At 52.6% G+C, this 21342-nt stretch carries 21 protein-coding genes and 1 tRNA gene; 11 read left to right on the forward strand and 11 right to left on the reverse strand.

Annotated features, from left to right (window positions below; genetic code table 11):
• Positions 1 to 411: 411 nt before the first annotated feature.
• Positions 412 to 2328 carry a BCCT family transporter gene (locus G506_RS0117615; RefSeq protein ID WP_028118021.1) on the reverse strand — a complete coding sequence of 639 codons (1917 nt, stop codon included), beginning with the start codon at positions 2326 to 2328 and terminating at the stop codon, positions 412 to 414.
• Between the two features lie 388 nt (positions 2329 to 2716).
• Here G506_RS0117615 and G506_RS0117625 point away from each other — a divergent pair, with 388 nt between their 5' ends.
• Positions 2717 to 3091 carry a DUF2541 family protein gene (locus G506_RS0117625; RefSeq protein WP_028118022.1) on the forward strand — a complete coding sequence of 125 codons (375 nt, stop codon included), beginning with the start codon at positions 2717 to 2719 and terminating at the stop codon, positions 3089 to 3091.
• Between the two features lie 71 nt (positions 3092 to 3162).
• Here the strand turns inward: G506_RS0117625 and G506_RS0117630 are convergent, their stop codons facing one another.
• From G506_RS0117630 to G506_RS0117665, 7 genes are all read right to left on the reverse strand, one after another.
• Positions 3163 to 4632 (reverse strand): DUF7467 domain-containing protein, encoded by a 1470-nt coding sequence (locus tag G506_RS0117630; protein ID WP_156904944.1) that lies wholly within the window; start codon positions 4630 to 4632, stop codon positions 3163 to 3165.
• Positions 4633 to 4830: 198 nt separating this feature from the next.
• On the reverse strand, positions 4831 to 5160 hold the full coding sequence (locus G506_RS0117640; RefSeq protein ID WP_028118025.1) for a hypothetical protein: 330 nt from the start codon (positions 5158 to 5160) through the stop codon (positions 4831 to 4833).
• 111 nt (positions 5161 to 5271) lie between these two features.
• Positions 5272 to 5487, reverse strand: coding sequence for a TIGR02450 family Trp-rich protein (locus G506_RS0117645; RefSeq protein ID WP_028118026.1), 216 nt, complete (start codon positions 5485 to 5487; stop codon positions 5272 to 5274).
• Positions 5484 to 5987, reverse strand: a complete 504-nt coding sequence (locus tag G506_RS0117650) for a DUF2878 family protein (RefSeq protein ID WP_028118027.1) — start codon at positions 5985 to 5987, stop codon at positions 5484 to 5486. The genes G506_RS0117645 and G506_RS0117650 overlap by 4 nt, the downstream gene beginning before the upstream one ends.
• Positions 5984 to 6433 (reverse strand): nuclear transport factor 2 family protein, encoded by a 450-nt coding sequence (locus G506_RS0117655; RefSeq protein ID WP_051202245.1) that lies wholly within the window; start codon positions 6431 to 6433, stop codon positions 5984 to 5986. Before G506_RS0117655 ends, G506_RS0117650 begins: the two co-directional genes overlap by 4 nt.
• Positions 6433 to 7776 (reverse strand): cryptochrome/photolyase family protein, encoded by a 1344-nt coding sequence (locus G506_RS20130; protein ID WP_051202246.1) that lies wholly within the window; start codon positions 7774 to 7776, stop codon positions 6433 to 6435. The genes G506_RS0117655 and G506_RS20130 overlap by 1 nt, the downstream gene beginning before the upstream one ends.
• Positions 7773 to 8720 (reverse strand): YbgA family protein, encoded by a 948-nt coding sequence (locus G506_RS0117665; RefSeq protein ID WP_028118029.1) that lies wholly within the window; start codon positions 8718 to 8720, stop codon positions 7773 to 7775. Before G506_RS0117665 ends, G506_RS20130 begins: the two co-directional genes overlap by 4 nt.
• Before the next feature lie 160 nt (positions 8721 to 8880).
• Here G506_RS0117665 and G506_RS0117670 point away from each other — a divergent pair, with 160 nt between their 5' ends.
• Genes G506_RS0117670 through G506_RS0117680 form a run of 3 tightly spaced genes read left to right on the forward strand, consistent with a single transcriptional unit; the run spans position 8881 to position 11810 of the window.
• Complete coding sequence (locus G506_RS0117670) at positions 8881 to 9384, forward strand: putative 4-hydroxy-4-methyl-2-oxoglutarate aldolase (RefSeq protein WP_028118030.1); 504 nt, start codon at positions 8881 to 8883, stop codon at positions 9382 to 9384.
• Complete coding sequence (locus tag G506_RS0117675; protein ID WP_028118031.1) at positions 9381 to 11255, forward strand: AsmA family protein; 1875 nt, start codon at positions 9381 to 9383, stop codon at positions 11253 to 11255. Before G506_RS0117670 ends, G506_RS0117675 begins: the two co-directional genes overlap by 4 nt.
• An 18-nt stretch (positions 11256 to 11273) precedes the next feature.
• Positions 11274 to 11810, forward strand: coding sequence for a BsuPI-related putative proteinase inhibitor (locus tag G506_RS0117680; RefSeq protein WP_169628127.1), 537 nt, complete (start codon positions 11274 to 11276; stop codon positions 11808 to 11810).
• A 317-nt stretch (positions 11811 to 12127) separates the two neighbouring features.
• Here G506_RS0117680 and G506_RS0117685 read toward each other — a convergent pair whose 3' ends face one another.
• Positions 12128 to 12826, reverse strand: a complete 699-nt coding sequence (locus tag G506_RS0117685; RefSeq protein WP_169628128.1) for a YIP1 family protein — start codon at positions 12824 to 12826, stop codon at positions 12128 to 12130.
• Between the two features lie 48 nt (positions 12827 to 12874).
• On the opposite strand from G506_RS0117685, the gene G506_RS0117690 reads away from it, so the two are divergent.
• A complete protein-coding gene (locus G506_RS0117690) occupies positions 12875 to 13690 on the forward strand; it encodes an ABC transporter ATP-binding protein (RefSeq protein WP_240473456.1) in 816 nt (271 codons plus the stop codon).
• Positions 13690 to 14886: an ABC transporter permease subunit gene (locus G506_RS0117695; protein WP_035387502.1), complete on the forward strand. Its 1197-nt coding sequence runs from the start codon at positions 13690 to 13692 to the stop codon at positions 14884 to 14886. The genes G506_RS0117690 and G506_RS0117695 overlap by 1 nt, the downstream gene beginning before the upstream one ends.
• A 304-nt stretch (positions 14887 to 15190) precedes the next feature.
• Here G506_RS0117695 and G506_RS0117700 read toward each other — a convergent pair whose 3' ends face one another.
• Together G506_RS0117700 and gloB are read right to left on the reverse strand one after the other, a co-directional pair.
• Positions 15191 to 16753: a lytic transglycosylase gene (locus G506_RS0117700; RefSeq protein WP_035387503.1), complete on the reverse strand. Its 1563-nt coding sequence runs from the start codon at positions 16751 to 16753 to the stop codon at positions 15191 to 15193.
• 80 nt (positions 16754 to 16833) lie between these two features.
• Positions 16834 to 17604, reverse strand: coding sequence for a hydroxyacylglutathione hydrolase (gene gloB / locus G506_RS0117705; RefSeq protein ID WP_028118037.1), 771 nt, complete (start codon positions 17602 to 17604; stop codon positions 16834 to 16836).
• 92 nt (positions 17605 to 17696) lie between these two features.
• On the opposite strand from gloB, the gene G506_RS20135 reads away from it, so the two are divergent.
• The 5 genes from G506_RS20135 to G506_RS0117730 all read left to right on the forward strand — a co-directional run bounded on the left by G506_RS20135 (position 17697) and on the right by G506_RS0117730 (position 21336).
• Entirely contained in the window at positions 17697 to 18452 is a 756-nt protein-coding gene (locus G506_RS20135) for a methyltransferase domain-containing protein (protein WP_051202247.1), read from the forward strand.
• Between the two features lie 106 nt (positions 18453 to 18558).
• Positions 18559 to 18999: a ribonuclease HI gene (gene rnhA, locus G506_RS0117715; protein ID WP_028118038.1), complete on the forward strand. Its 441-nt coding sequence runs from the start codon at positions 18559 to 18561 to the stop codon at positions 18997 to 18999.
• A gap of 110 nt (positions 19000 to 19109) precedes the next feature.
• Positions 19110 to 19835, forward strand: a complete 726-nt coding sequence (gene dnaQ / locus G506_RS0117720; RefSeq protein WP_028118039.1) for a DNA polymerase III subunit epsilon — start codon at positions 19110 to 19112, stop codon at positions 19833 to 19835.
• Positions 19816 to 21117: a TIGR03503 family protein gene (locus G506_RS20140; RefSeq protein WP_051202248.1), complete on the forward strand. Its 1302-nt coding sequence runs from the start codon at positions 19816 to 19818 to the stop codon at positions 21115 to 21117. Before dnaQ ends, G506_RS20140 begins: the two co-directional genes overlap by 20 nt.
• Before the next feature lie 142 nt (positions 21118 to 21259).
• A tRNA-Asp gene (locus G506_RS0117730) sits at positions 21260 to 21336 on the forward strand.
• Positions 21337 to 21342 lie beyond the last annotated feature (6 nt).

Here is a 21342-nt window from a genome sequence, read left to right on the forward strand (position 1 = left end):
AAGCGGAGTGGTAGTTCAGTTGGTTAGACTCTTTATTAAGAGCTTAGCGGCCTGTCACGCTGGGGACGCGGGTTCCGCTCGTGGGTATGGTCGTCTACTTCGCCATCGATAACGAAGCCCAGTCGAAAGACGGGGGCTTTTTTGTATTTGTGCGATTTCAAGTTTGGCATAAAACACGAAGTGCAGAGTGGCAGTTCAGTTGGGCTGATGTTGTTCCAGACAACATTCAGCATTCACCCCGTCCTTGGGGATTTTAGGTGCTTAAATAGCTTAACAATCTGTGATGCCGGAGCGGTGTCTTTGATTTTCCACCTTCAGCCTGATGCATGCCTTGTCATTAGATCTGCCACATCAAATTACCGCCAATGAAAAAGCCAGCCCGAGGGCTGGCTTGGTTTAGCATGGTTAAGGTTATGCTGGCGCTTGTTGCTGCTGTTGTTCAGCTAACGCTTTTTCTCGCATCAGATCGTTAAATTCAACTCGTGCCGCTTGAGCCTGCTGCGATGCGGCCAGTTTGTTCTCTTTGGCGGTCGTTGCTGCCTCGGTTAATTGGCGCAGTTCATTCAACAGTTCATCCGGTGCATCCCCCAGTTCGAAACCAGATTCACCTCGGGCGAGAGCTTCTTTGCGAATGCGCTTCTTCAGCGCCCAGATGGCATTTAGGGCGTCACGCTCGGCATCTGCGGCTTCAACTGCGGCGTCACGCAGCTCTTCAAAGCGGGCCATGGCGCTGCCTTCGCGGCTCCATGGATCGACTTCTGGCAGATCTTCAATATTGATGATTGGCTCGACGTAGCCCTCTTGGTGGGTTAAATCCAAGGTGGCGGCTTTAACGCCCGAGATCATCAGCATTACTGCAATTACCAGCAGTGGCAAACCACCAACAATGGCGGCGGTTTGCAAGGTGGCTAGTCCGCCCATAAACATTAGCACCGAAGGCATCAGCGACAGGGTAAAGGCCCAGAACAGGCGGTTCCAACGCAGTGGATCTTCAGTAACGTTGTTTTGCACCACTGATGCCAAGATGTAGGAGATGGAATCAAAGGTGGTTGCGGTAAAGATGATGCACAGTAGGGTAAAGGCGATGATCACTAAATAACTGAATGGCAGTTGCTCCAGCATGGCAAAAATTGCCACTGTGGGACCTTCGTTGGTCAGAATACTAACCACATCAAGCTGACCGGACAGCTGTAACGATAGCCCGTAGTTACCGAGCACCATAAAGTACAGGGCGCATCCGAGTGAGCCGAAGAAGATAGATCCGGTAACCATCTGCTTGATGGTACGGCCACGGGAGATCCGCGCTACAAATAGACCCATGCTTGGGGCAAACACCAGCCACCATGCCCAGTAGAAGATGGTCCAATCCTGCGGGAAGTGGGTGTCTTTAAAGTTGCCCATGCCGCCAAAGGGTTCAGCCCAGGTGGCCATCACAAAGAAGTTAGACAGCATACGGCCGATAGAATCTAACCCTGTTTCCAGCATAAAGATGGTCGGGCCGGTAACCAGTACGAATGCCAGCAGTGCTAGCGCCCCCCAGAAATTGATGTTGGATAGCAGTTTAATTCCACCGTCCATGCCTTTGTAAGAGGAGTAGGCAAACAGGGCGGTACACAAGGCCAATACGCCGATCTGGCTGCCAGTGCTGCTGGGGATCCCTGTCAGGTAACTTATGCCTTCGTTAATCAATGGTGCGGCTAAACCCAAGGTGGTTGCTGCACCACCAAGTAAACCGAAAATAAACAGCACATCGATAAACTTGCCAAGCTTGCCATGAGCTCGCGCTTCACCGATCACTGGCATTAGTGCGGCTGAGACTTTCAGTACCGGTTGTTTGCGAACATAAAAGAAGTAGGCAATAGGCAGCGCGGGGATCAGATAGATTGACCATGCTACAGGACCCCAGTGGAAGATGCCGTAGGTGGCTGCCCAGCGTACTGCTTCTTCACTGCCGGGTTCCAACTGGAATGGGGGGCTCATGTAGTAGTAGGCCCATTCGATACAGCCCCAATACAAAATGCTGGCACCAATACCACCGCAAAAAAGCATTGCAGCCCAAGATGTTGTGGCGTATTCCGGTGCTTCATCGGGATCGCCCAGTTTAATCTGGCCAATGTCGGAGAAGACGATGTAGATCATAAAGAAAAAGGCAGCCACCCCGAGGGCGAGGTAAGCAAACCCCAGTTTATCGGTCATGAAGGTTTTGGCGATGGCAATCCATTGCGCTCCTTCTACCGGAAATAGTGCCAGCGGCACCACTACAGAGATCAACAGTGCCAATGCCCCAAAGAAGGTTGGCTTGTCGATTAATTCAAAGTGCTTGTTCATTGTTAACGTCCTTGAAAACACTTTCGCAATTGGGATTAAGCCACCAGTTAATACCGCTATTGGTGGTTTTTATTGCTGATTATTGTTGTTTCGGCTGGCCATAAAGTTGGGTACCTATTGGCGAGTTAACTCGCAAATTGCGGTGATGTCGATTGGAATATGCTGGGTAGAGCGCGGTTACATGATGTTGATCAAGGTTGCAGTTCAGGTGAACAAATTGTGACTCTGTTGGGGTCTATTGTTATCACTAAACTGGCGCCGAATTACGCCCTGACTTTCTCTGAATTGGTGCTGAAAAAACCGATAATAAATAGATGATTGTCGGTTCTACTGCTGGTTTGAAGTGACTAGCGACTCTATAGTGTCGCCCCGTTTCAAGGAATCACATATGAACACTTTTTCTAAAATGCTGGTTGCCGCTTCAGCCCTAGTTTTGGCAAGCGTAGCTCAAGCGGCAGATGACTTTACTTTAGGCCGTACCGTTTTGCTGGAGCATGGTAATTTGGCGGCGCAGATCCCGGTGATTGGTTGCCGTAAGACTGATGCGATTAAATTGAAAACCAAGCGGGATATCCGCCTAGAGCGCATTCGAGTGACTTTTGAAAACGGCGACAAGCGCGTTTTTCATTTCAATAAGCAGTTTCGCAAAGGCCAGCAGACCGGCTGGAAGAAGTTCGCTTTTCGCCGCTGCGTAACCCACATCGATGTGTTTGGTAATTCCCGCAATACCACCGCTGGGGTGACCGTTTACGGTCGCGACTAAGATGAGTTGTTGATTGTTCAACCAACGTAACGGCGCCCGAAGTAAACTTCGGGCGCCGTTGTTATCAGAGCTTAATGACCTCGATAAAAGTATTTTTTGAACCATTTGTGGCGTTCTTTGCCGCCCCGATTTCGGCACTGATTACGGTCTTTATCGCAATGCTCCGGCGTTTCCATATCCACCAATAGCAATGGACCAAACTGATCGCCAACCTGCATCGGGGTATCGCAAGCAGTATTTAGTCGCAGCATCTGCTTTTTATGGCCAGCGCGCAAAATCAGTTTCAACCGCTCTGGTAACTGCGCATGTTGCTTGCCGCGACTGCTGACGGTGAATGTACCATCTTTGGCAATCCAATCATTATCTAACCGTAGGTGACCTCGGCGTCCTTTGCCTTTAATGGCTTTGATGTCGATGCCGTCGGCCCAGTGCAAATCGCCACGGCATTTCAGATGTCCACCCAAATCGTTACTGGTGGCGTCGCAGCTACCACCGACATATTTAAAGGTCAGCAGTTTTGGTCGGCAGTCACACTCTTCGGGTTCTGGCTCGGTTAGTGATAAACCTGCTGTTAGCCATACCAAGGAAGCGGGGTTCACGTCAGAGTTGTTGGGATCTTGATAGGGATCGCTTTCGGACAAGATAACCACTTCGACAAATTCAGTACCGGCTGGCACGGTGAATTGACGCAGGTAATCATCCCATTCGTCGCCTTGGGCGCTGGTGAGTACATTGATATCACGGATCACGTCGCTATCACCGATGCGGATCTCGACCACTGATTGTCGCTCCTCGCCGGATTGTTGGCCCTCGACGCTGGCAACAAACATCGACAAGTCGGCGGTGCGATCATTGTCGCTAGCGGCAAATTCGAAGCGCACCGGTTGGCCAACGTAGATGGTGCGAATGTCGGTGCGCCACCAAACCGCATCATGACCATCAAACAGTTGCAGAGTGGAATCGCTGCCATCGCTGTAGATAAGCATGATGCCAGCGCCATTTTTGCCATCGTCGCCAAAGCCTGGGATTGGCAGTTCAATCTCCTCAAGGCCGGAGATAGTTAGGCTGTTGTTGCCTTGTTGGATTAAGCCAAGATTGGTGATATCGGCACGAATTGTGGCGGAGTAGGCGCCGTAAAACGAGGTAACTGGGTTTGTCGCTTGGTAGAAATCGACAAATTCGCCGATCACCTCACCAATTACCGGATAGGTGGTGCCGCCTACGGTGACCTCAATTTCGGTGTCGTAATCGACATCGTCGTCAAACACTTGCCAGTACAACAGCACTCGCTCAACGGTCTCACCTGGATTAAGTTCAATATCGATGGTGCCGGGGGTTTCCGGCAGTGAATGTAAGCCGGTGCCAGCGATCCGAATTTTAGTACCTTGCTGTAACGCTTGCTGGATCTGGGGATCCGTTACCGGTTGCAGTCGTTCGTTACCCTCGGCCGTCACTGTTGAGGGAGATAAGCTGACGATAAAAAACATCGCCGCAGCCAATGCTGCTCCTTGCCATGATGATTTTGTAATTGCTGTCGTCATGGTACGCTCCGATTGTCTCCGCGATGGTAAATCGCAGGCTCCGAGTATAGAAAGCGTATCTAAAATGTGAGTAAAAAATTTGCCCCAGCGTTGCTACGGGAACGTTGCCGATGGGGATCAACTTATTCGGACCCAAACGACAAAGCCACATAAGCAGTGTCACCTGCTTATGTGGCTTTTGTGTTGCTGCGCTTAGAATTAGCGACGTTTGCGTGAGTCGAGATCGCTCATGGTTGCCAGCAACTCGTCGTAGCTCATGTTTAGCTCGCGGGCGGTGTTGATCAACTTGGCGCGGTAAGTTTGCATGCGTTCTTCTTTGCGCGCCTTTTCTTGCCGTTCGCTGATGTATTCTTGCAGGGTGTCTCGCAGCATGATCAGTTGCTTATCTGACCACTGCAGTTGTTCCAGATAGCTGCGCATCTGCTTTGGTGAACGGGTTGCTTGGGTTAATTGGCCGACTTGTTCTTTTTCGTTTTCAATTTCGATTAATGCATTACGAAACGCATCTTCTAGTTCGAGGTTGGTCATAGATTAAATATATGTCTTGAAGGAACATGGGCTAAATACACGCTTCCCTGCTAAACGTATTTGGCATGATGCTCTGTATATTATGTCAGAAATCGCTACTGGCAAACCGATTTAACGCCATCCAATCAACCAGCGGTCAGAATCTTCTAACTGGTTTATCGGAATATCAAACAGGTGACGATTATTTAGCCCCTGCAGTACAACCTTTTCTGGATTGCCTTGCTGATCGTGCAGAACCTGTTGCACCAAAAAGTGGGTTTCGTCGTGAAACGCTGAGGTGGCGGTCCACTTAGAGCGCAGTAGTTGTGTGTGACCAATACTATTCATGCTACCTCCTGCGGTGGCTGCATGCGGCGACATAACAGCCAGATCAGAGGGCTGAGCCAGAATGCCCAGCCGACACCGATAATTATGGCAGCGATTGGCAACGATGGTTGTAACTGCACGGCATTTAACAACGCGGCGGCGATGTATCCCCACGCGCCCATGAGTGCCATTAGCGCCGCCAATTTATAAAACTGTTTTGGTAATTTACTTAACAGTAAGCTGACCATTAATGCAAAGTGAAGCCAAAGCACCAATAAAAACAGTGGAATAACCGTGAACGGTCGATTGAAAATGAACAAGCCAAAGTGGGTAAATAAGCCGTCTAACAATAGTCCTGCGGCGGCGATCAACAGTGCTTGCTTGCAGCCTTGAAAGCCAATCAAGGCCAAATTGCCCAATAGCAGCAACCACTGGGCAAGCAACCACTCACCGCCACCGACGATCGCCGCAAACCACGCAAAATCGAACACCACTAAGGTGAGCCATTGGGCTTTGCTCATGGCGTGACTCGTTGCTTGATACGGCGGATCAACGCGCCAACAAACGGCAAGGGTTCATACAACATCTGCCCCATATCAAAATAATCACGGTGATTAATGATCAGCCCTTGTTCGGCGCGCAGCAGTGACACACCGTCGACGATGATAGGCTGGGCGCGTTTTAACTTGGGGTGACGGTAGGTCATTTGCCACGGCTGGGTGACTTCGCTGTGGCTGGCGATGATCGGTTGCAGCAGTGAAAATTCCACCGAAAGGGTGTTCTGATAAAGACTGTGAAGATGCCGTTTAAAGCCATCTCGATCTTGGATCACGCCGCTGGGATCTTCAAAACGGATCTGTGGATGATAAAGGCGATCGATCAGAGCTACATTGCCGTGGTTCAATTGCTGCCATAGTTGGCCAAATTCGGTCAGCCACAACGGTATGTTGTTGGGGTTATTGGTCATTAGGCTCGCTCTTTTATCTGTGCGGTGAACCGTTTGGTTTGGCTCGCGTGGTCAACGATAGGTTCGGGGTAGCTAAGGCTGCCATCGCTTAATTCCGGCAGGTAATGGCGCTGGTAGGCTTGCTCTTTATCGAACCGCTCCGCCTGTCGCAGCGGGCTGAAGTGGCGGAAGTAGGGAGCGGCATCGGCACCGCAACCTGCCGCCCACTGCCATCCACCGTTGTTACTGGCAAAGTCGTGATCGACTAACTTTTTGGCAAAGTACGCTTCACCCAGACGCCAGTCGATATGCAGATCGCGTACTAAAAAATTGGCACAGAGCATCCGTAGCCGGTTGTGCATCCAGCCGGTTTGATTGAGCTGACGCATGCCCGCATCCACCATGGGGTAACCGGTTTGGCCTTGCTGCCACTGCTGCAGCCGGGCAGGATTGTTGTCCCAAAATATCTGTTTCTCAGGGTACATCGCCTGGGATTTTGACAGTTTCGGGAAGTGCAGCAGCAGGTAGCGGTAGAACTCGCGCCAGATCAGCTCATTGCACCAAGTTTCACTGCCATTACTGCTGCCTTGCTGAGCATCCGCTTGGCGCAGCTGCTGATACACCGTTAGCGGCGACAGCACCCCTGCGGCGAGGTATGGCGAAATTGCAGAGGTGCCATCGACGGCGGGAAAGTCTCGGTCGACGTCGTAGCGATGGATTGCTTCGGTTAAAAACCGTTGCAGTTGCCGCTGTGCTGCGGCTTCACCAATTGGCCATTGCTGCTGATAGGTTGGTGGCGCAAGCCATTGGTTTTCCGCTTCCGTCAGTTGCTGGGGTACTGCAATTGGTGGCGGTAACGGCTGTGGATCGGTTTGCCCAAGCCAAACCCGCGCACGTTTCATAAAGGGGGTGAACACCCGATAGGGTGCGCCACTGCCATTGAAGATGGCGTGGTAGTCCAGCAGGTTTTGTTCGCTAAACCGCTGCCAGCCGACCTGTTGATGCTGCAGTTGCTGTTTTACTGCTTCATCGCGACTGGCTTCGTTGACGCCGGGCTCGTCGTTGCAAAGTACCGTGGCTACCTGTTGCCGTTGGCAGAAGTCGGCCAGCAGTTGCGGCACTTCGGTAAAACTTGGGCAGCAAAGCCGATGCAGTGGCACATTGATGTTGTTCAGTTGCTGCTGCAGTGCCTCCAAGTGGGCGGCGACGAAACTAATTTTATTGTCACCGACGCTGTGTTGGAGCCACTGCGTTGGGGTGGCAATGAACACCGCCGCCACCGGTTGGCCGCTTTCACATGCGGTCAGTAGTGCCGGGTTGTCAGCAACTCTGAGATCGCTTCGAAACCATACCAGCTGCTTCATAGGTTACACCGCAGAGCCAGTTGTTCCGGGGTTGGGTGCAGGTAGGATTGCTGTTCAATATAGGGCTTTGGGTAGCGCGCTAAAATGTGCTCGACTACCGCCAGCGGTGCCATCAGTGGTAACCGCCCTGCGCGATAGGCCAAGATGGTGTCTTGCAGATGCTGCTTTTCGCCCGCATCGATATCCTTCTTAAAATAGCCCTGAATGTGCTGTAGCACATTGGTGTGGCCGCGGCGGGTCGCCGGTTTGGCTAGCGCCTTCATCATGCCTTTAAGGTAAGTATCAACTTTCTGCTCAATGGTGCCGTCAAATTCGCTGCCAACCAGCGGCCCCAGTTGCCGGTACAATGGTTCGTTGTGGGCGAGCAGCAACAGCTTGTGTTTGCGGTGAAACGCCAGCAACCCGTGCTGGGTGGGTTCGGCGATAAGCGTTTGCGCTTCGTGATACACCATCACCCGCAACACAAAGTTTTCTCGTAGGTTAAGATCATTCAAACGGCCATCTTCCTCCACCGGCAGCAGTGGGTAGCGTTCCATCAGCGCCTGAGTGAACAGGCCGCGACCATTGCGCTCGGCGCCTTTGCCGTCTTCCTGCACGACCTTGACTCGTTCCATGCCACAACTGGGCGACTTAGCACACACCACAAAGCCAGACAAATGACTCAAGCTGGGTAAGATCTGCTCATTGAAGCGATTCATGCTGTCGGTGTGGTCGATGTGGTTTTTGTCGTCCATCAAGCGGATCTGTTCACCAACCCAGCGCAGCCGGATGGTCGGGCGCGGCGTCGGCATGCCCGATCCCATCTCCGGGCACACTGGCTTGAAGTCGACTAACTCACGTAACTGCTGGTCAACGAAGAACGAGCGCTTGTGACCTGTATCAAAGCGCACTTGCTGGCCTACGACACAGGCACTTACGCCTACTATCGGTTTGTTTGAACTCATGAATTACTCCCTATTCCATGGGCATTTTACGTGGGCTTGATAACTGTAGATCAGAATATCGCTACTTTGCGGTGTTTGGATTGTGTCGGTAATTGCCTTAGATTTAATATGAGATTCAACAAGATAATTGAACATTATTGACATTGATAAGGGACTATACATGGACGATCTGTTGCCCGAACTGTGCGACCGCTATCCACACCAAGTTACGCTACTACCACCGATATTTTCGGATTTTGGGGCGATTACTCAGTTTGGCGGACAGTTGCATACCGTCCGCTGTCCTGAAGATAACAGTTTGGTTCGGCAAATTTTGTCGCAGCCTGGTGATGGCAAGATATTGTTAATTGATGGTGGTGGCTTAAGCCGCCGTGCTCTTCTTGGTGATCAGTTGGCTGCGCTGGCGGTGGCTAATGGTTGGAATGGGGTGGTGGTATTTGGCTACATCCGTGATGTCAACGCGATAGCAACAATGCCGTTAGGTATTAAAGCGCTTGGTGCCGTGCCGATGAAAACCGCCAAGTTGGGCTTGGGAGAGCAGCAGGTTATCGTCGAAATTGAAGGAGTTCAGGTGCATCCTGAACATTATCTCTATGCTGATGCCAACGGCGTCATTATCAGTGCCGAGCCATTGCCGCTGGCACAACAGGAGTTACCACAATGAAAGTGCTCAAGTGGCTACTGCTTTCGCTGCTGCTTTTGGTTGTCGCAGGGATCGCTTACGTAACTTTGCTGCTCGATCTTAACCAGTTTAAGCCGACCATCGCCGCGAAAGTCGAGCAGGCCAGTGGTCGTCAGTTAACCATTGATGGCGATATCGGTTTGTCGTTTTATCCGACCTTGGGGCTGGAACTTCAGGGGGTCGCTTTAAGTAACATCCCAGGCGAATCCCTACCGCCAATGCTCGTGCTGGACAGTGCCTCACTTGGGGTCAAGCTAATGGCACTGCTGCGCGGCGAAGTGCAAGTCGAATCGCTGCTGGTCGAAGGGGTTCAATTAACCAATGTAACCTTGGCGGACGGGCGCAGTAGCACCACTGGCTTAGGTAACAACGGCAGTGGTACGGCGCCGGCAGACAGTAACTCACCGCAACCGGAAACGGCTCCTAGCAGCGCGCCATCCTGGCGCCTAGACCAATTAGTGCTGCGCGATCTTGAGGTGGTCAACGATAACCGCGCTGCTGATGCGGTGCAGCAGTTGCAGATCACCGAATTGACGCTAACTGACTTAGAGCCTGGCCGTGCGGCACCATTGGCGCTGGCGGTAGCGCTTGATGATGGCCAATTACAACTTCGCACTGAGGCTTCAGCGATGCTGGTTCTGGCCAAGGACTTCACCAAGATTCAGATCGATAACTGGCAGCAGCAACTGCACGTTGTCGGGGCAACGCCACAGCCAGTTGACCTTAAACTGGCACTGCAAGCGGATCTCGATTTGGTGCAGCAACAGTTAGCGCTGCCGACCTTGCGCATCGATATGGCAGATTTTCTGTTTGAAGGCAGTGGCCAACTGGCGTTTGCCAGCAGCGTGCCAAAGCTTACTTTCAGTGGTAATGGCAGCCGTTTGGACTTAACCCCATTTATGCCGCCGCAGCCAGAGTCGGCGTCAACCGAAGCGCCGAAGCCGGCACCGACAGCGCAGCAACCCGCTGCTTCTGAATCGGCAAGCGAGCAACCGACTGTAGTTGCTATCGAGCCGGACTTGCGTGGCTTGAAAGCGATCAACGCCGATCTGCAATTGTCGTTGCAGGCACTGCAAGTTAATGACCTGTTGATTGAAGCGATTGCGACCAAAGTGAAGCTGCAAGATGGCGTGCTGCGGCTAGAGCAGCTTGATGCCAACGGCTTTGACGGTGCCTTTAGCTTGACCGCGGAGTTGGATGGCCGCCAAGTGCCAGCCAGCTATCAGTTCAAGCAAACCATTAAGGGCTTACAAATAAAATCGTTATTGCACAGTGTCGCCGATCTGGATCTGCTTGAGGGCATTGGCACACTGTCGCTGACTGGCCAAGGCCGAGGATTGGCTGGCGATGCCTTGGTGAAAGGATTGCGCGCCGACGGCCAGTTACAGTTGGCTGATGGTGCCTTACACGGCATCAATATCGCCAAAGCCATCCGTGATGCATCAGCCAAGTTGCAGGGCAAAACGGTTGCCAACAATAGCGATGCCGAGAAAACCGACTTTGCCAGCTTGGCGATGAGCCTGCGAATCAAAGACGGTAACTTGGAGTTACCGAACTTTGATTTGGCATCACCGCTACTTCGAGTCGATGGTGATGGCAGCGTAGGGTTGCTGGATCAACAACTCGGGGTCAATATGATTGTGGCGCTGGTTGGTAGTCTTGAGGGGCAGGGCGGGGCGGATCTAAGTCAGCTAAGAGACTTGCCAATTCCAATTGCCATCAGTGGTAGCGCCGCTGACCCTAAAATCGCTTTGGATCTTAAGCAGCTGCAACGACAGTTCTTGGATCAAGAGAAACAAAAGCTACAGGACAAAGTTAAAGATAAGCTGATGGATAAGCTGTTCGGCGGCTAACCAATGACGGGAGGAGACGTGTTTACGCGATTTAAATTGATGGCGCTGACGCTGGGTCTAGCGCTAACTGGCTGCAGCAGCGACAGTAACGCACTTGATTCACCGGCGGCGGCTAAGGTGACCACCCCGGTAACCAATATTGTCGGCAGTAATCCGGCGCCTATCGCGCCGGTTCAGAAACCAATGGTGACCGCCATGATAGGTGAACTTCATACCGAGTCCCGCTGGCAACGCAGTGACGGGGCCAAGGTAACCTTGGTGCTCACTAACCAGACGGATAAAACGCTGAACTACACCATTCGCTCGGGGATGCTGGCGGACTTTATCTTAACCCAAGGTGCGCAGGTTAAATGGCGCTACTCGCAGGATATGATGTTCACCCAGATGCTGAGCCAAATGACCCTAGCGCCACTGGCCGAGCGAAAGGTGACGGTGATGGTCGCGAGCAGCAGTTTGCAAGGCTTGGCAACAGGCCGTTACCAACTTAGCGCCCAGCTAAATGCGTTGGAACAAGACGCCGTGCGGATCCGGCCGGTGACAATCGAGTTGCAGTAAGCTCCTAACTAGGGCGTGTTGACGTTTGGTGTTCAGAATTTGGTCGAGGATAGCGGCTGTCAATCGAGGATTGCGATTGAAGGCCCTCCCTTCTGAAATCAAAATCATGGCTCTACGTCGAAATCGTATGACGAAGAGTGACAGCCGCTAGTCCGACCCTGCCAAGGCGCCCCTCAATGAGAGCAGAACAGCAAAAATAACCAAGCAAGATCAATTGGCTTTCAAAAATACCAACAAAGGGCGTAAAAATATACAGCAAAGGTCAACACGCCCTAATAAGGCGCTGCCCAGAACCTTCGCGTTTGGGCAGCGCCTTTTTACACCAGCAGTGCCCAGATCCCAAAGATCACCAGATAGGGAATGGTCACAATCACTACGCTGATCCCGCTGGAAAGTGCCGTCCATGCGCGAACACCGAGGTATTGCAGCGCAATAGTCCAAAGGGTCAATAGCGACAGACTGGAGCCGAAGTTATACCAGGGGGAATCACTGGTTAACCCGGCTAGATTTGCCAGTGACAGCGGGGTTAACGCCGCGGCGGGATCCAACTGTTGGCCGCTGACTAAGATCACCGCGATGGCGATAACGGCACCGACAACCTGGGGCAGTAGAGTCCACCAACCAAAACCAAACCAATCGCCAAAGCTCTGGATGTTGTCGTCATCCAACTGGGTCATTTTATGCAGATAGAGCGCGGTTAAGGCGTTGATAACCAATAAGCTGATTGTCGCAAACAGCGGCGTCGATAGCTGCATGCCAGAACGAGTCATCAGTTCCAGTGCCGCTTGTTGTTCGGCCGGAGCGAGACCAGCCAGTTGCCCCAGCACGTAATGTTGCAGATACCACGGCCAATCAACTAACTGAAAATAGAGTGCCGGTGCCACTATAGTGGCGATAATCACCAACAAAAATGCCAACCATGACCAGTGCTGTTGCTGCTTTAAGGCGGTAAATACCGTGCTCGGAGCTGTTGCCATTGCCAATATTGCCTGCCATGGCGTGTGAGTTGTTGTCATCATGCGATCCTTCGATGCTTTTAAATTATGGTAAGTTGTTGAACTTCAATGAACAACAGGGACAGTGTGATGATTGAAGTAGCGCAGTTGCATAAGCGCTTTAAATTAGCGGATCCCAAGCGCGGCGATGCCGATAAACATAAAGATCCACGCCAGCGGGGGCGGTTTTTCTACTCGGTTGAAGGGGTCAGTTTGGCTTGTCAGTCGGGTCAAGTGTTGGGGCTGATTGGTCCCAATGGTGCCGGTAAAACCACCACTTTACGGATGTTAAGTGGGGTGCTTACCCCAGATCAGGGCACAGTGCTGATTGACGGCGTTGATCTGCACCAAAATGGCGGTCAGGCTCGGGCTGATATCGGTTTTCTGTCGGCCTCCACCAATCTTTATCCTCGTTTTACCGTTGAAGAAAATCTGCGTTATTTCGCCGCACTTTATAAGGTAGCACCGGCGCAAATTGAGGTGCAGATTGACCACTTGTGCCAACAACTGCAGATGGAATCCTTCCGTCATCGACGCATCGACGTGCTGTCCTCCGGCATGAAGCAGCGCGCTAATATCGCCAGAGCGATGGTACATCAACCCAAGGTGATGATATTGGATGAACCCACCACCGGCCTCGATATCATGTCCACTGAGATTGTGCTGCAGTTTATTCGCGAGCAACAACAGCGTGGTTTGCCGGTGATCTTTTCCAGTCACCATCTTGATGAGATCAGCATGCTGTGCGATCAACTGTGCGTGATTGACCAAGGCCGCGCGCTGTTTAGTGGTGCGCTTGAGGATTACTGCGGCAGTCGTGATCCGCAGCAGCTTCGAACTCGGTTTATGGATGATCATCAAAGCGCATTGCAGGAGGGCAACTGATGTTTGCCACGATTGTTATTAAAGAGCTGCGTGAACTGCGCAGAGATAACAAAAGTTTTTGGTTTGTGGTGCTGTTCCCAACGGTGATTTTGCCGCTATTGATTGCTGGGGCGTTGTGGTTTGGCGCACAAACGGTTACCGAGAAACACCAACAAGCGTTGCGCTTTGCCATCATTGCACCGGAGCAGTGGCAACAGACGGTAGCCAGTAGCTTGGATGGCAGCGATGGCATCGTCTGGCAGCAAGCGGGGCTGCAGCAGCGATCTGTGCAAGAAGCAATTAATGCCGACCAATTGGATTTTGTGTTGCAGATCCCAACCGAGTTTGCGCCCACTTCGATGCAGTCCTTTTCATGGCAATTACACTACAACCAGACTGAAGATTTTGGCCAGTTTGGCCGAATTGAAGCCGCGCTCGAACCGTTAATTGCCGCTTGGCAGCAACAACATCAGCAAACCCTCGGCTTGTCGGATCAGCAACTGGCTGGCCTATTAGAGCCGGTAGCATTAGAGCGAGTCGGGATCGCCGCCGAACGCGAGGATATCGGCGCTAAAGCGGGTGGCATGTTGCCTTACATGCTGATCTTTTTAGCCCTGTTAGGCGCGATGATCCCGGCGCTGGATCTGGGTGCCGGGGAAAAAGAGCGCGGCACTTTAGAAACGCTGCTGTTAGCGCCGCAAAAGCGCAGCACCATTATCTTGGCCAAATCTACCGTAATTACCAGCGCCAGTATTGCGGTGGCGCTGCTGACGGTAATTAGCGGATTGGTGTGGTTAACGGTGGCAGGACAGATGTTGGCGATTGATAAATTGCTGGCGGCGATCACCGCGATTGGATGGCTGGATCTGACCCTGTTGCTGCTGATGTTGTTGCCGATTTCAATGATTCTCGCGGCGTTGATGTTAGCGGCGTCAATCTATGCCCGCAGTTACAAAGAGGGGCAAAGTTACGTTGGCCCCGTGCAGTTTATTGCGGCGATCCCTGCGATCGTGGCAATCATGCCAGGGGTTGAACTGCAGGGTGGCTATCTGTGGACGCCGGTGATCAACGTGATGGTCGCCAGTAAAGAGTTGCTAAAAGGGACCATCGATTACCTTTTATTGGTGCCGATTGCGCTAACCAATCTGGTTACCGCTGCGGCGATGTTGGCATTTTGCATCTACTGGGTATCGCAAGAAAAAGTGCTATTTCGCTAGGGCGTGTTGACGTTTGGTGTTCAGAATTTGGTCGAGGATAGCGGCTGTCAATCAAGGATTGCGATTGAAGGCATATGGCTCTACGTCGAAATCGTATGACGAAGAGTGACAGCTGCTAGTCCGACCCTGAAGGGAGCCCCTCAGTGAGCAGCGGAAAGTAAAGTTTACCAACCAAGATCAATTTGCTGTCAAAAGTAGCCAACAATGGGCGCAAAAATATACAGCAAAGGTCAACACGCCCTAATACAACAAGGCCGCGATGATTATCGCGGCCTTGGTTTTGGATTTGACGAGCTAAGACTTATTAGGCTTCCACGCGGGTTACGTCGATGTAGAGCTGCAGCTTCTGTCCTGGTTGCAGGTACTTATTGCCATCAAGTCGGTTCCAGCGCAGCAAATCCGCCACGGTCACTTGGAACTTTTGGCCAATGCGGGCCAGAGAGTCGCCGCTGCGAACGGTGTATTGGACTTTGCGCATCACCGACGATTTTTGCTGGGTTTCGCTGATCTTGTTAACCCACACCGTCAGCTGCTTGCCGGCACGAAGAGGATCCGATGGCGCCATACCGTTCCAAGCGGCCAACTGTTTTACCGTTACCTTGTTGGCACGGGCAATCGTCCACAGTGAATCGCCAGATTTAACCACGTGATTCAGTTTAAAGCTGGCGCGCTTGGTTGATTGCGTCCGAGCCAAACGCTGATCGACGCTGAACTGGTAATCTTCTGGATCTTTGGCGGCAACTGGGATCAACAACGTCTGTCCGGCGCGGATCATCGAGCCTTTGATGCGGTTAACCGATTGCAGAATGGCCACCTTGGTGTGGTACTTGTTGGCGATGGCGCCCAAGTTGTCACCGGATTTAATGGTGTAGCGTACCCAATTTACTCGCTCGGTTTGATCGGTATCGGCCAGCGCCAGTTCAAAGGCAGCCACCTTATCGATCGGCAGCAGCAAGGTATGCGGGCCATCCGGTGCGGTTGCCCAGCGGTTGTAGCCAGGGTTGAGCTTGTGCAGTTCGGCGATGGTCATATCCGCCAGATCCGCCGCCAGCGACAGGTCAATCTGTGAACCAACATCAACCGACTTTAATCGTGGCTGGTTGGCGATCGGATTCAGCTTAAGGCCGTATTTTTCGGCATTTTTTACTACATCCGCCAGGGCCAGCAGTTGCGGCACATAGCGTTCGGTTTCGGTTGGCAAATCCAAGGCAAAGTAGTCGGTGGATTTACCGCGTTGTTTGTTGCGTTTGATGGCGCGGAACACCCGACCTTCACCGGTGTTATAGGCGGCGAGAGCATAGTTCCAATCGCCACCAATCTTATCGTGCAGATATTCCATCATATCCATCGCCGCGACGGTCGAGGCTTGGACATCGCGGCGGCCGTCGTACCACCAGTTTTGCTGCAGGCCAAAGTGCTTACCCATCGGCGAGGTAAACTGCCAGATCCCGGCCGCGGCGCCAGCGGAGTAGGCAAATACGTCAAATGAGCTTTCGACAATCGGCAGCAAGGCTAACTCAATCGGCAGGCCACGACGCTCAATCTCTTCAACAATCAGGTACATAAACGGTTCTGCACGTTGGGATACGATCTCCAAGTGCTTGGGGTTGTTGATGTACCACTGCTTAAAGTGATTAACCCGCTTGTTGTCCGGAATGGTCATCGCCATCTGTCCACGGATCCGTTCCCAGACATCGGTGATCACCACCGGAGCCGGCTCGACAGGAGTCGGCTCAGCTAGCTGCGGTTGCGGTTCGATAGCCACTGGCGGTTCAACCGCCGCAGTTTGGCTTGGCTCTGGGCTAGTCAACGATTGACAGCCAGAGAGCAGCAGCGCACAGACGAGCGCCGAATAACGAATTTGCATGGATTAGAAAACCTTGTCACATAAAAAGACCGAATCAAGATTCGGTCCCGTGATTAATTGGCCAGCATTGTAGCGATCTATTAGGCGATGTCTTTCCAGCGCCGTAACGCTGCGAAGTAGCTCACGCTGTCGCTTAAATCCACTTGTGCTTGCTTTTCGATGCTGCTACGCACCGACGTTTGATCACAGCGGAGGAAGGGGTTAATCGCCCGTTCCCTGGCGATGGTGGAAGGCAGGGTTGGCCGCGCTTGTTGCCGCTCGGTTAGACACCACTGCTGATATTCCATCAGCTCCGAATTGGTCGGTTCCACCATTGTTGCGAATGTTAAGTTTGCACAGGTGTACTCGTGAGTGCAATAGACCAGAGTGTGTCCAGGCAGAGCGGCAAGCCGTTGCAACGATTGATGCAGCTGCGCTGGCGAGCCTTCAAACAAACGGCCACAGCCGCCGCTGAACAGGGTATCGCCGCAAAATAGCCAGTCGTCGTTATAAAAACCGATATGATCTAAGGTGTGCCCCGGCAGTGTCAGTACCGTTAAGGATACCGCTAAGTTAGCCAGGGTAATTACTTGGTTGTCCACCACCGGATGGGTGATGGTGGCAATCTTATCGGAGTGCGGCCCGACCACCAGGCAGTCAGGGTAGCGCTTAACCAACTCGGCGATGCCACCGGTATGGTCGTGGTGGTGATGGGTTATCAAGATCCCACTTAGGTTGAGCCGCTGCTGTTGCAAAAAGCGTTCGGTGCTGGCGGCACAGCCAGGATCCACCACCCAAGCGTGATGCTGATCGTGTAAGCACCAGATGTAGTTATCATTAAACGCGGGAATCGGGGTAATTGCGATCGACATTGCTAATGCAGGGGTAGTTACCAAGTTTGCGCTAGGGTAACTTATCCCTTAGGACTAAGCTAACCGGCAGCAAAGCATGAGAGGACAGTGCGATGCGACCCGCTTTTACTTCTAGGCCGTTAACGCCGTTAAGCCACTGGCAGCAACTGCCAAATGGCGACTGGCTGCAGCAGCAAGTGGCAGCCAGCTTAGATGAGTGGTGGCCCAAGCTGTTTGGCTACCATCTGCTAAAACTGGGCAGTTTGGCGGCCGAACTGCCCAGCAGTGCTTCACCAATTACCCATCAAATTTCACTCGATCCGCAGGCTGGTGGGGTTCGCGCACAACTGGATGCGCTGCCATTTCGCCAAGCCAGCATCGACGTTTGCGTCGCCTCCTTTACGTTGGAATTTCGCCAAGATCCGCACCGTCTACTGCGAGAAATCGACCGAGTGATTATCTCCGGCGGGCATCTGCTGTTGCTCGGTTTCGACGGCTTTAGTCCGCTGCTGTTGGGGCAGTTGTTGCCACAGCAGCGCCAGCGGCCACCGTGGAATGGCCGTTTGTTTAGCTCCATGCGGGTAGAGGATTGGCTCGGGGTGTTAGGCTACAGCGTTATCAGCAAACAGTGGCTAACCCAGCACAGCTTTTTGGGCAGTCCGGAACGATTCGGTGCAATCCGCCACTGCTTTGAACAATGGTTACCCAACTTTGGCAGCGTTTATCTGATTGTCGCCCGCAAGATGGACAGTCCGCTAACCCCGATCCGGCAAAAGTGGCGGCTACCAAGGCCGTTAGTGCTTAATCCAATCGCCGACTTAGCGGGTTATCAAGAGGGCAAGGTACAGCGCAAAGATAAATCGGGTTGAGCTGTATTGCAGCAGTCGTTGCGTTCAGTGCGATTCCACCCTCTATGTCGTCAACAACAACTGGTAAGCTTGCACGCACACAATAATCGGCGACTTTGGGAAAACAATGAAACAGGTAACCATCTACACCGACGGCAGTTGCCTAGGTAACGGCAAAGAGAACAACGTTGGCGGTTATGGCGTGGTGATGCTGTATGGCAAACACAAAAAGGAGCTCAGCAAGGGCTACAAGGACACCACCAACAATCAGATGGAACTGATGGCGGCGATCATCGGTCTGGAAACGTTGACGGAGCCGTGCAAAGTCGATTTGCATACCGACAGCAAGTACGTCATTGATGGCATCAGCAGTTGGATGGCCGGTTGGAAGCGCAACGGCTGGAAAACCGCCAGTAAGCAGCCAGTTAAAAACTTAGAGTTGTGGCAACGTTTGGATGCGGTCAACCAAAAGCATCAAGTGCAATGGCATTGGGTCAAAGGCCACTCGGGCCATCCGCTTAATGAGCGCTGTGATGAACTGGCCAAAGAAGCGGCGCAAAGCCTTTAATTGAGCGCCATCGTCGCTTGTATACCATCATAGACAGCAGTTTTCGAGCCACCTTAAAACAGGGTAATATTGCTGGCTAACGTTTGCGTTGCTATCGCCAAGAGAGTCCCATGACAGAGCAGTCCACTTACAGTCGTCAGATTATTTTCGATACCGAAACCACCGGTTTGAACGAGGGCGCCGGCCCCCATTATCTCGGCCACAAACTGGTCGAGATCGGCTGTATCGAGATGGTTAATCGCAAGCTGACCGGGCGCACCTTCCACGTTTACATCAAGCCAGATCGTAAAGTGGATGAGGAGGCGTTTCAGGTTCACGGCATCAGCGATGAGTTTTTGGCGGACAAGCCCAGCTTTGCCGAAGTGGCCGACGATTTCTTTGAGTTCATTCGCGGCGGCGAACTGATCGCTCACAACGCTAACTTCGATATCGGCTTTATCAACTACGAGTTTGAGATGCTGGGGCGTCATGGCCCGATTGAACAGCATTGTGGGGTGATCGATACCTTGCAGTTGGCGCGGGAGAAGAAAAACCGCGGCGAGATCCAAGGTAACCTCAACTTGGATGCCTTGTGTCGTTTCTATGGCATCGATAACAGCCATCGTACCCTGCACGGCGCTTTGCTTGACTCCGAGATCCTGGCAGACGTCTACCTGTTTATGACTGGTGGGCAAACCAAGCTGGAGTTTTCTTCTGACAGCAGCGGTGCCGCTGGCGGTTTTACCCGAGTAGCGAAAGATCAACCAAGACCTAAAGTGATCGTCGCTTCAGCCGAAGAATTGGTAAACCACCAATCTCGGATGGAGCTGGTCTCGAATGCAATTTGGTCTCGCTAAAGCGGCGACTGTAGTTTTACTGCTAATGGTGAGCGGCGGCGCGCTGGCGCAAGTGCCAAGCTCGCCGCCAACGTCCTCTTCAACGCAAACCATTCCGCTGCTGGACAATCGTTTTCGGCTTGATCGCTCAGTTGCGTCGGTCACCTTATTGATTCAGCGCAAAGACGGCACCAAACCGGTGGTGTTGGTGCGTCCGGATGGCAGTAAGTGGTACGCCCACCGCCATCCCGAATCGGTGAAGTGGAACTTTACCGACAACAGCGACATGATCCGTATCGACGCACCAACCGCCGGACCTTGGCAGGTGGTTGGTACCATCGAGCCCAGCTCGCAGGTTCGGGTGCTCAGTGGCTTGAGCTTGCAGCACCAACCGTTTCCCGAGCAGATTTTTCGTGGCCAGCGGCTGAAGCTTAGCGCTGAGATCGTCGGCGATGGTCAGCGAATCGCTATGCGCGACTTTTACCAACAACTGCGCTGGCGAGTGGCTTTGGCCAGTGAAAACCGCAGTGGCGATGAAAACTTCGGCTCTGGCACTTTTCAGATCGGTGATTATCAAGACAGCGGCGAAGGGTTGGACGAGCGCCCTGACGATGGCGTGTTTGCCGCAGAATTGGATTTTGATTTCCCCGCAGGGCTGTACACTGCGCAAGTCACGGTGGCGAACCCAGTGTTCTCGCGTAAAGTGCAGCAGCAAATTGAGTTGTTGCCACAACCGCTACGATTGAGCGTTAGCGGTGAACTTGGCGAGACCTCGATGTTGCATATCGACAGCGATGACAATCTATTGTTGCAGGAACTGCATCTGAGTTTGCAGTTGTTAACCCCAGAGCAGCGCCGTTTCAACCTAGAACTGACGCCAAGTCGGTTGCAATTTGCCCTGCCATTGACCGATGCCGCAGGGTACGGCAGCTATCAGCTTACGGGCAGCGTCGTTGGTACCACCGTCGCCGGTCGTGAGTTTTATCTGACGCTTCCGAAATTGGATTTCCACCGAACTCCGCCGCCACCACCGCCTCCCTCGGCAGAGCAGTTGCGGCAACAAACGTTGGCTGCTGCGGCCGTCAAAGAACAGCAAGCTCGAGATCGAGTCATGTCGGTGTTGACGGTAAGCGTTGCGGCTGCGCTGTTGTTGATTGTGGCGGTGCTGGCGGGGCAGTGGTGGTGGCGCCGTCGACCTGCCGTCAAACCGACCTTGCAACAAGTGCTAGAGCCGGAGTTGACCGCAGATCAAGTCGACTTTAGTGCATTTGCCCAGGCCAACAACCTTACCGAGCAAAAATAGTGTCAGTTTTGGCTGCTTTTACAGCTTGTTGGTTGAAAAGTGGCTGAACGGTAAGAAACCCATAAAAAACTGTTTGACGGCGATAAATGGGTTTCTTAATATGCGCTCCGTCTTCAGGGGTTAACCCCGAAAGGCTTAGCGCGGAGTGGTAGTTCAGTTGGTTAGAATACCGGCCTGTCACGCCGGGGGTCGCGGGTTCGAGTCCCGTCCACTCCGCCAACAAAT

Source organism: Ferrimonas senticii DSM 18821, assembly GCF_000422665.1.
Lineage (GTDB): Bacteria > Pseudomonadota > Gammaproteobacteria > Enterobacterales > Shewanellaceae > Ferrimonas > Ferrimonas senticii.

Coding starts and splice junctions, on each gene's coding strand:
- rnhA (WP_028118038.1), top strand. CDS start 18,559: ATGAAACAGGTAACCATCTACACCGACGGCAGTTGCCTAGGTAACGGC.
- G506_RS0117650 (WP_028118027.1), bottom strand. CDS start 5,987: ATGAGCAAAGCCCAATGGCTCACCTTAGTGGTGTTCGATTTTGCGTGG.
- G506_RS0117640 (WP_028118025.1), bottom strand. CDS start 5,160: ATGACCAACCTCGAACTAGAAGATGCGTTTCGTAATGCATTAATCGAA.
- G506_RS0117655 (WP_051202245.1), bottom strand. CDS start 6,433: ATGACCAATAACCCCAACAACATACCGTTGTGGCTGACCGAATTTGGC.
- G506_RS0117670 (WP_028118030.1), top strand. CDS start 8,881: ATGGACGATCTGTTGCCCGAACTGTGCGACCGCTATCCACACCAAGTT.
- G506_RS20130 (WP_051202246.1), bottom strand. CDS start 7,776: ATGAAGCAGCTGGTATGGTTTCGAAGCGATCTCAGAGTTGCTGACAAC.
- G506_RS0117645 (WP_028118026.1), bottom strand. CDS start 5,487: ATGAATAGTATTGGTCACACACAACTACTGCGCTCTAAGTGGACCGCC.
- G506_RS0117690 (WP_240473456.1), top strand. CDS start 12,875: ATGAACAACAGGGACAGTGTGATGATTGAAGTAGCGCAGTTGCATAAG.
- G506_RS0117675 (WP_028118031.1), top strand. CDS start 9,381: ATGAAAGTGCTCAAGTGGCTACTGCTTTCGCTGCTGCTTTTGGTTGTC.
- G506_RS20135 (WP_051202247.1), top strand. CDS start 17,697: ATGCGACCCGCTTTTACTTCTAGGCCGTTAACGCCGTTAAGCCACTGG.
- dnaQ (WP_028118039.1), top strand. CDS start 19,110: ATGACAGAGCAGTCCACTTACAGTCGTCAGATTATTTTCGATACCGAA.
- G506_RS0117700 (WP_035387503.1), bottom strand. CDS start 16,753: ATGCAAATTCGTTATTCGGCGCTCGTCTGTGCGCTGCTGCTCTCTGGC.
- G506_RS0117695 (WP_035387502.1), top strand. CDS start 13,690: ATGTTTGCCACGATTGTTATTAAAGAGCTGCGTGAACTGCGCAGAGAT.
- G506_RS0117615 (WP_028118021.1), bottom strand. CDS start 2,328: ATGAACAAGCACTTTGAATTAATCGACAAGCCAACCTTCTTTGGGGCA.
- G506_RS0117630 (WP_156904944.1), bottom strand. CDS start 4,632: ATGACGACAGCAATTACAAAATCATCATGGCAAGGAGCAGCATTGGCT.
- G506_RS0117665 (WP_028118029.1), bottom strand. CDS start 8,720: ATGAGTTCAAACAAACCGATAGTAGGCGTAAGTGCCTGTGTCGTAGGC.
- G506_RS0117685 (WP_169628128.1), bottom strand. CDS start 12,826: ATGACAACAACTCACACGCCATGGCAGGCAATATTGGCAATGGCAACA.
- G506_RS20140 (WP_051202248.1), top strand. CDS start 19,816: ATGCAATTTGGTCTCGCTAAAGCGGCGACTGTAGTTTTACTGCTAATG.
- G506_RS0117625 (WP_028118022.1), top strand. CDS start 2,717: ATGAACACTTTTTCTAAAATGCTGGTTGCCGCTTCAGCCCTAGTTTTG.
- gloB (WP_028118037.1), bottom strand. CDS start 17,604: ATGTCGATCGCAATTACCCCGATTCCCGCGTTTAATGATAACTACATC.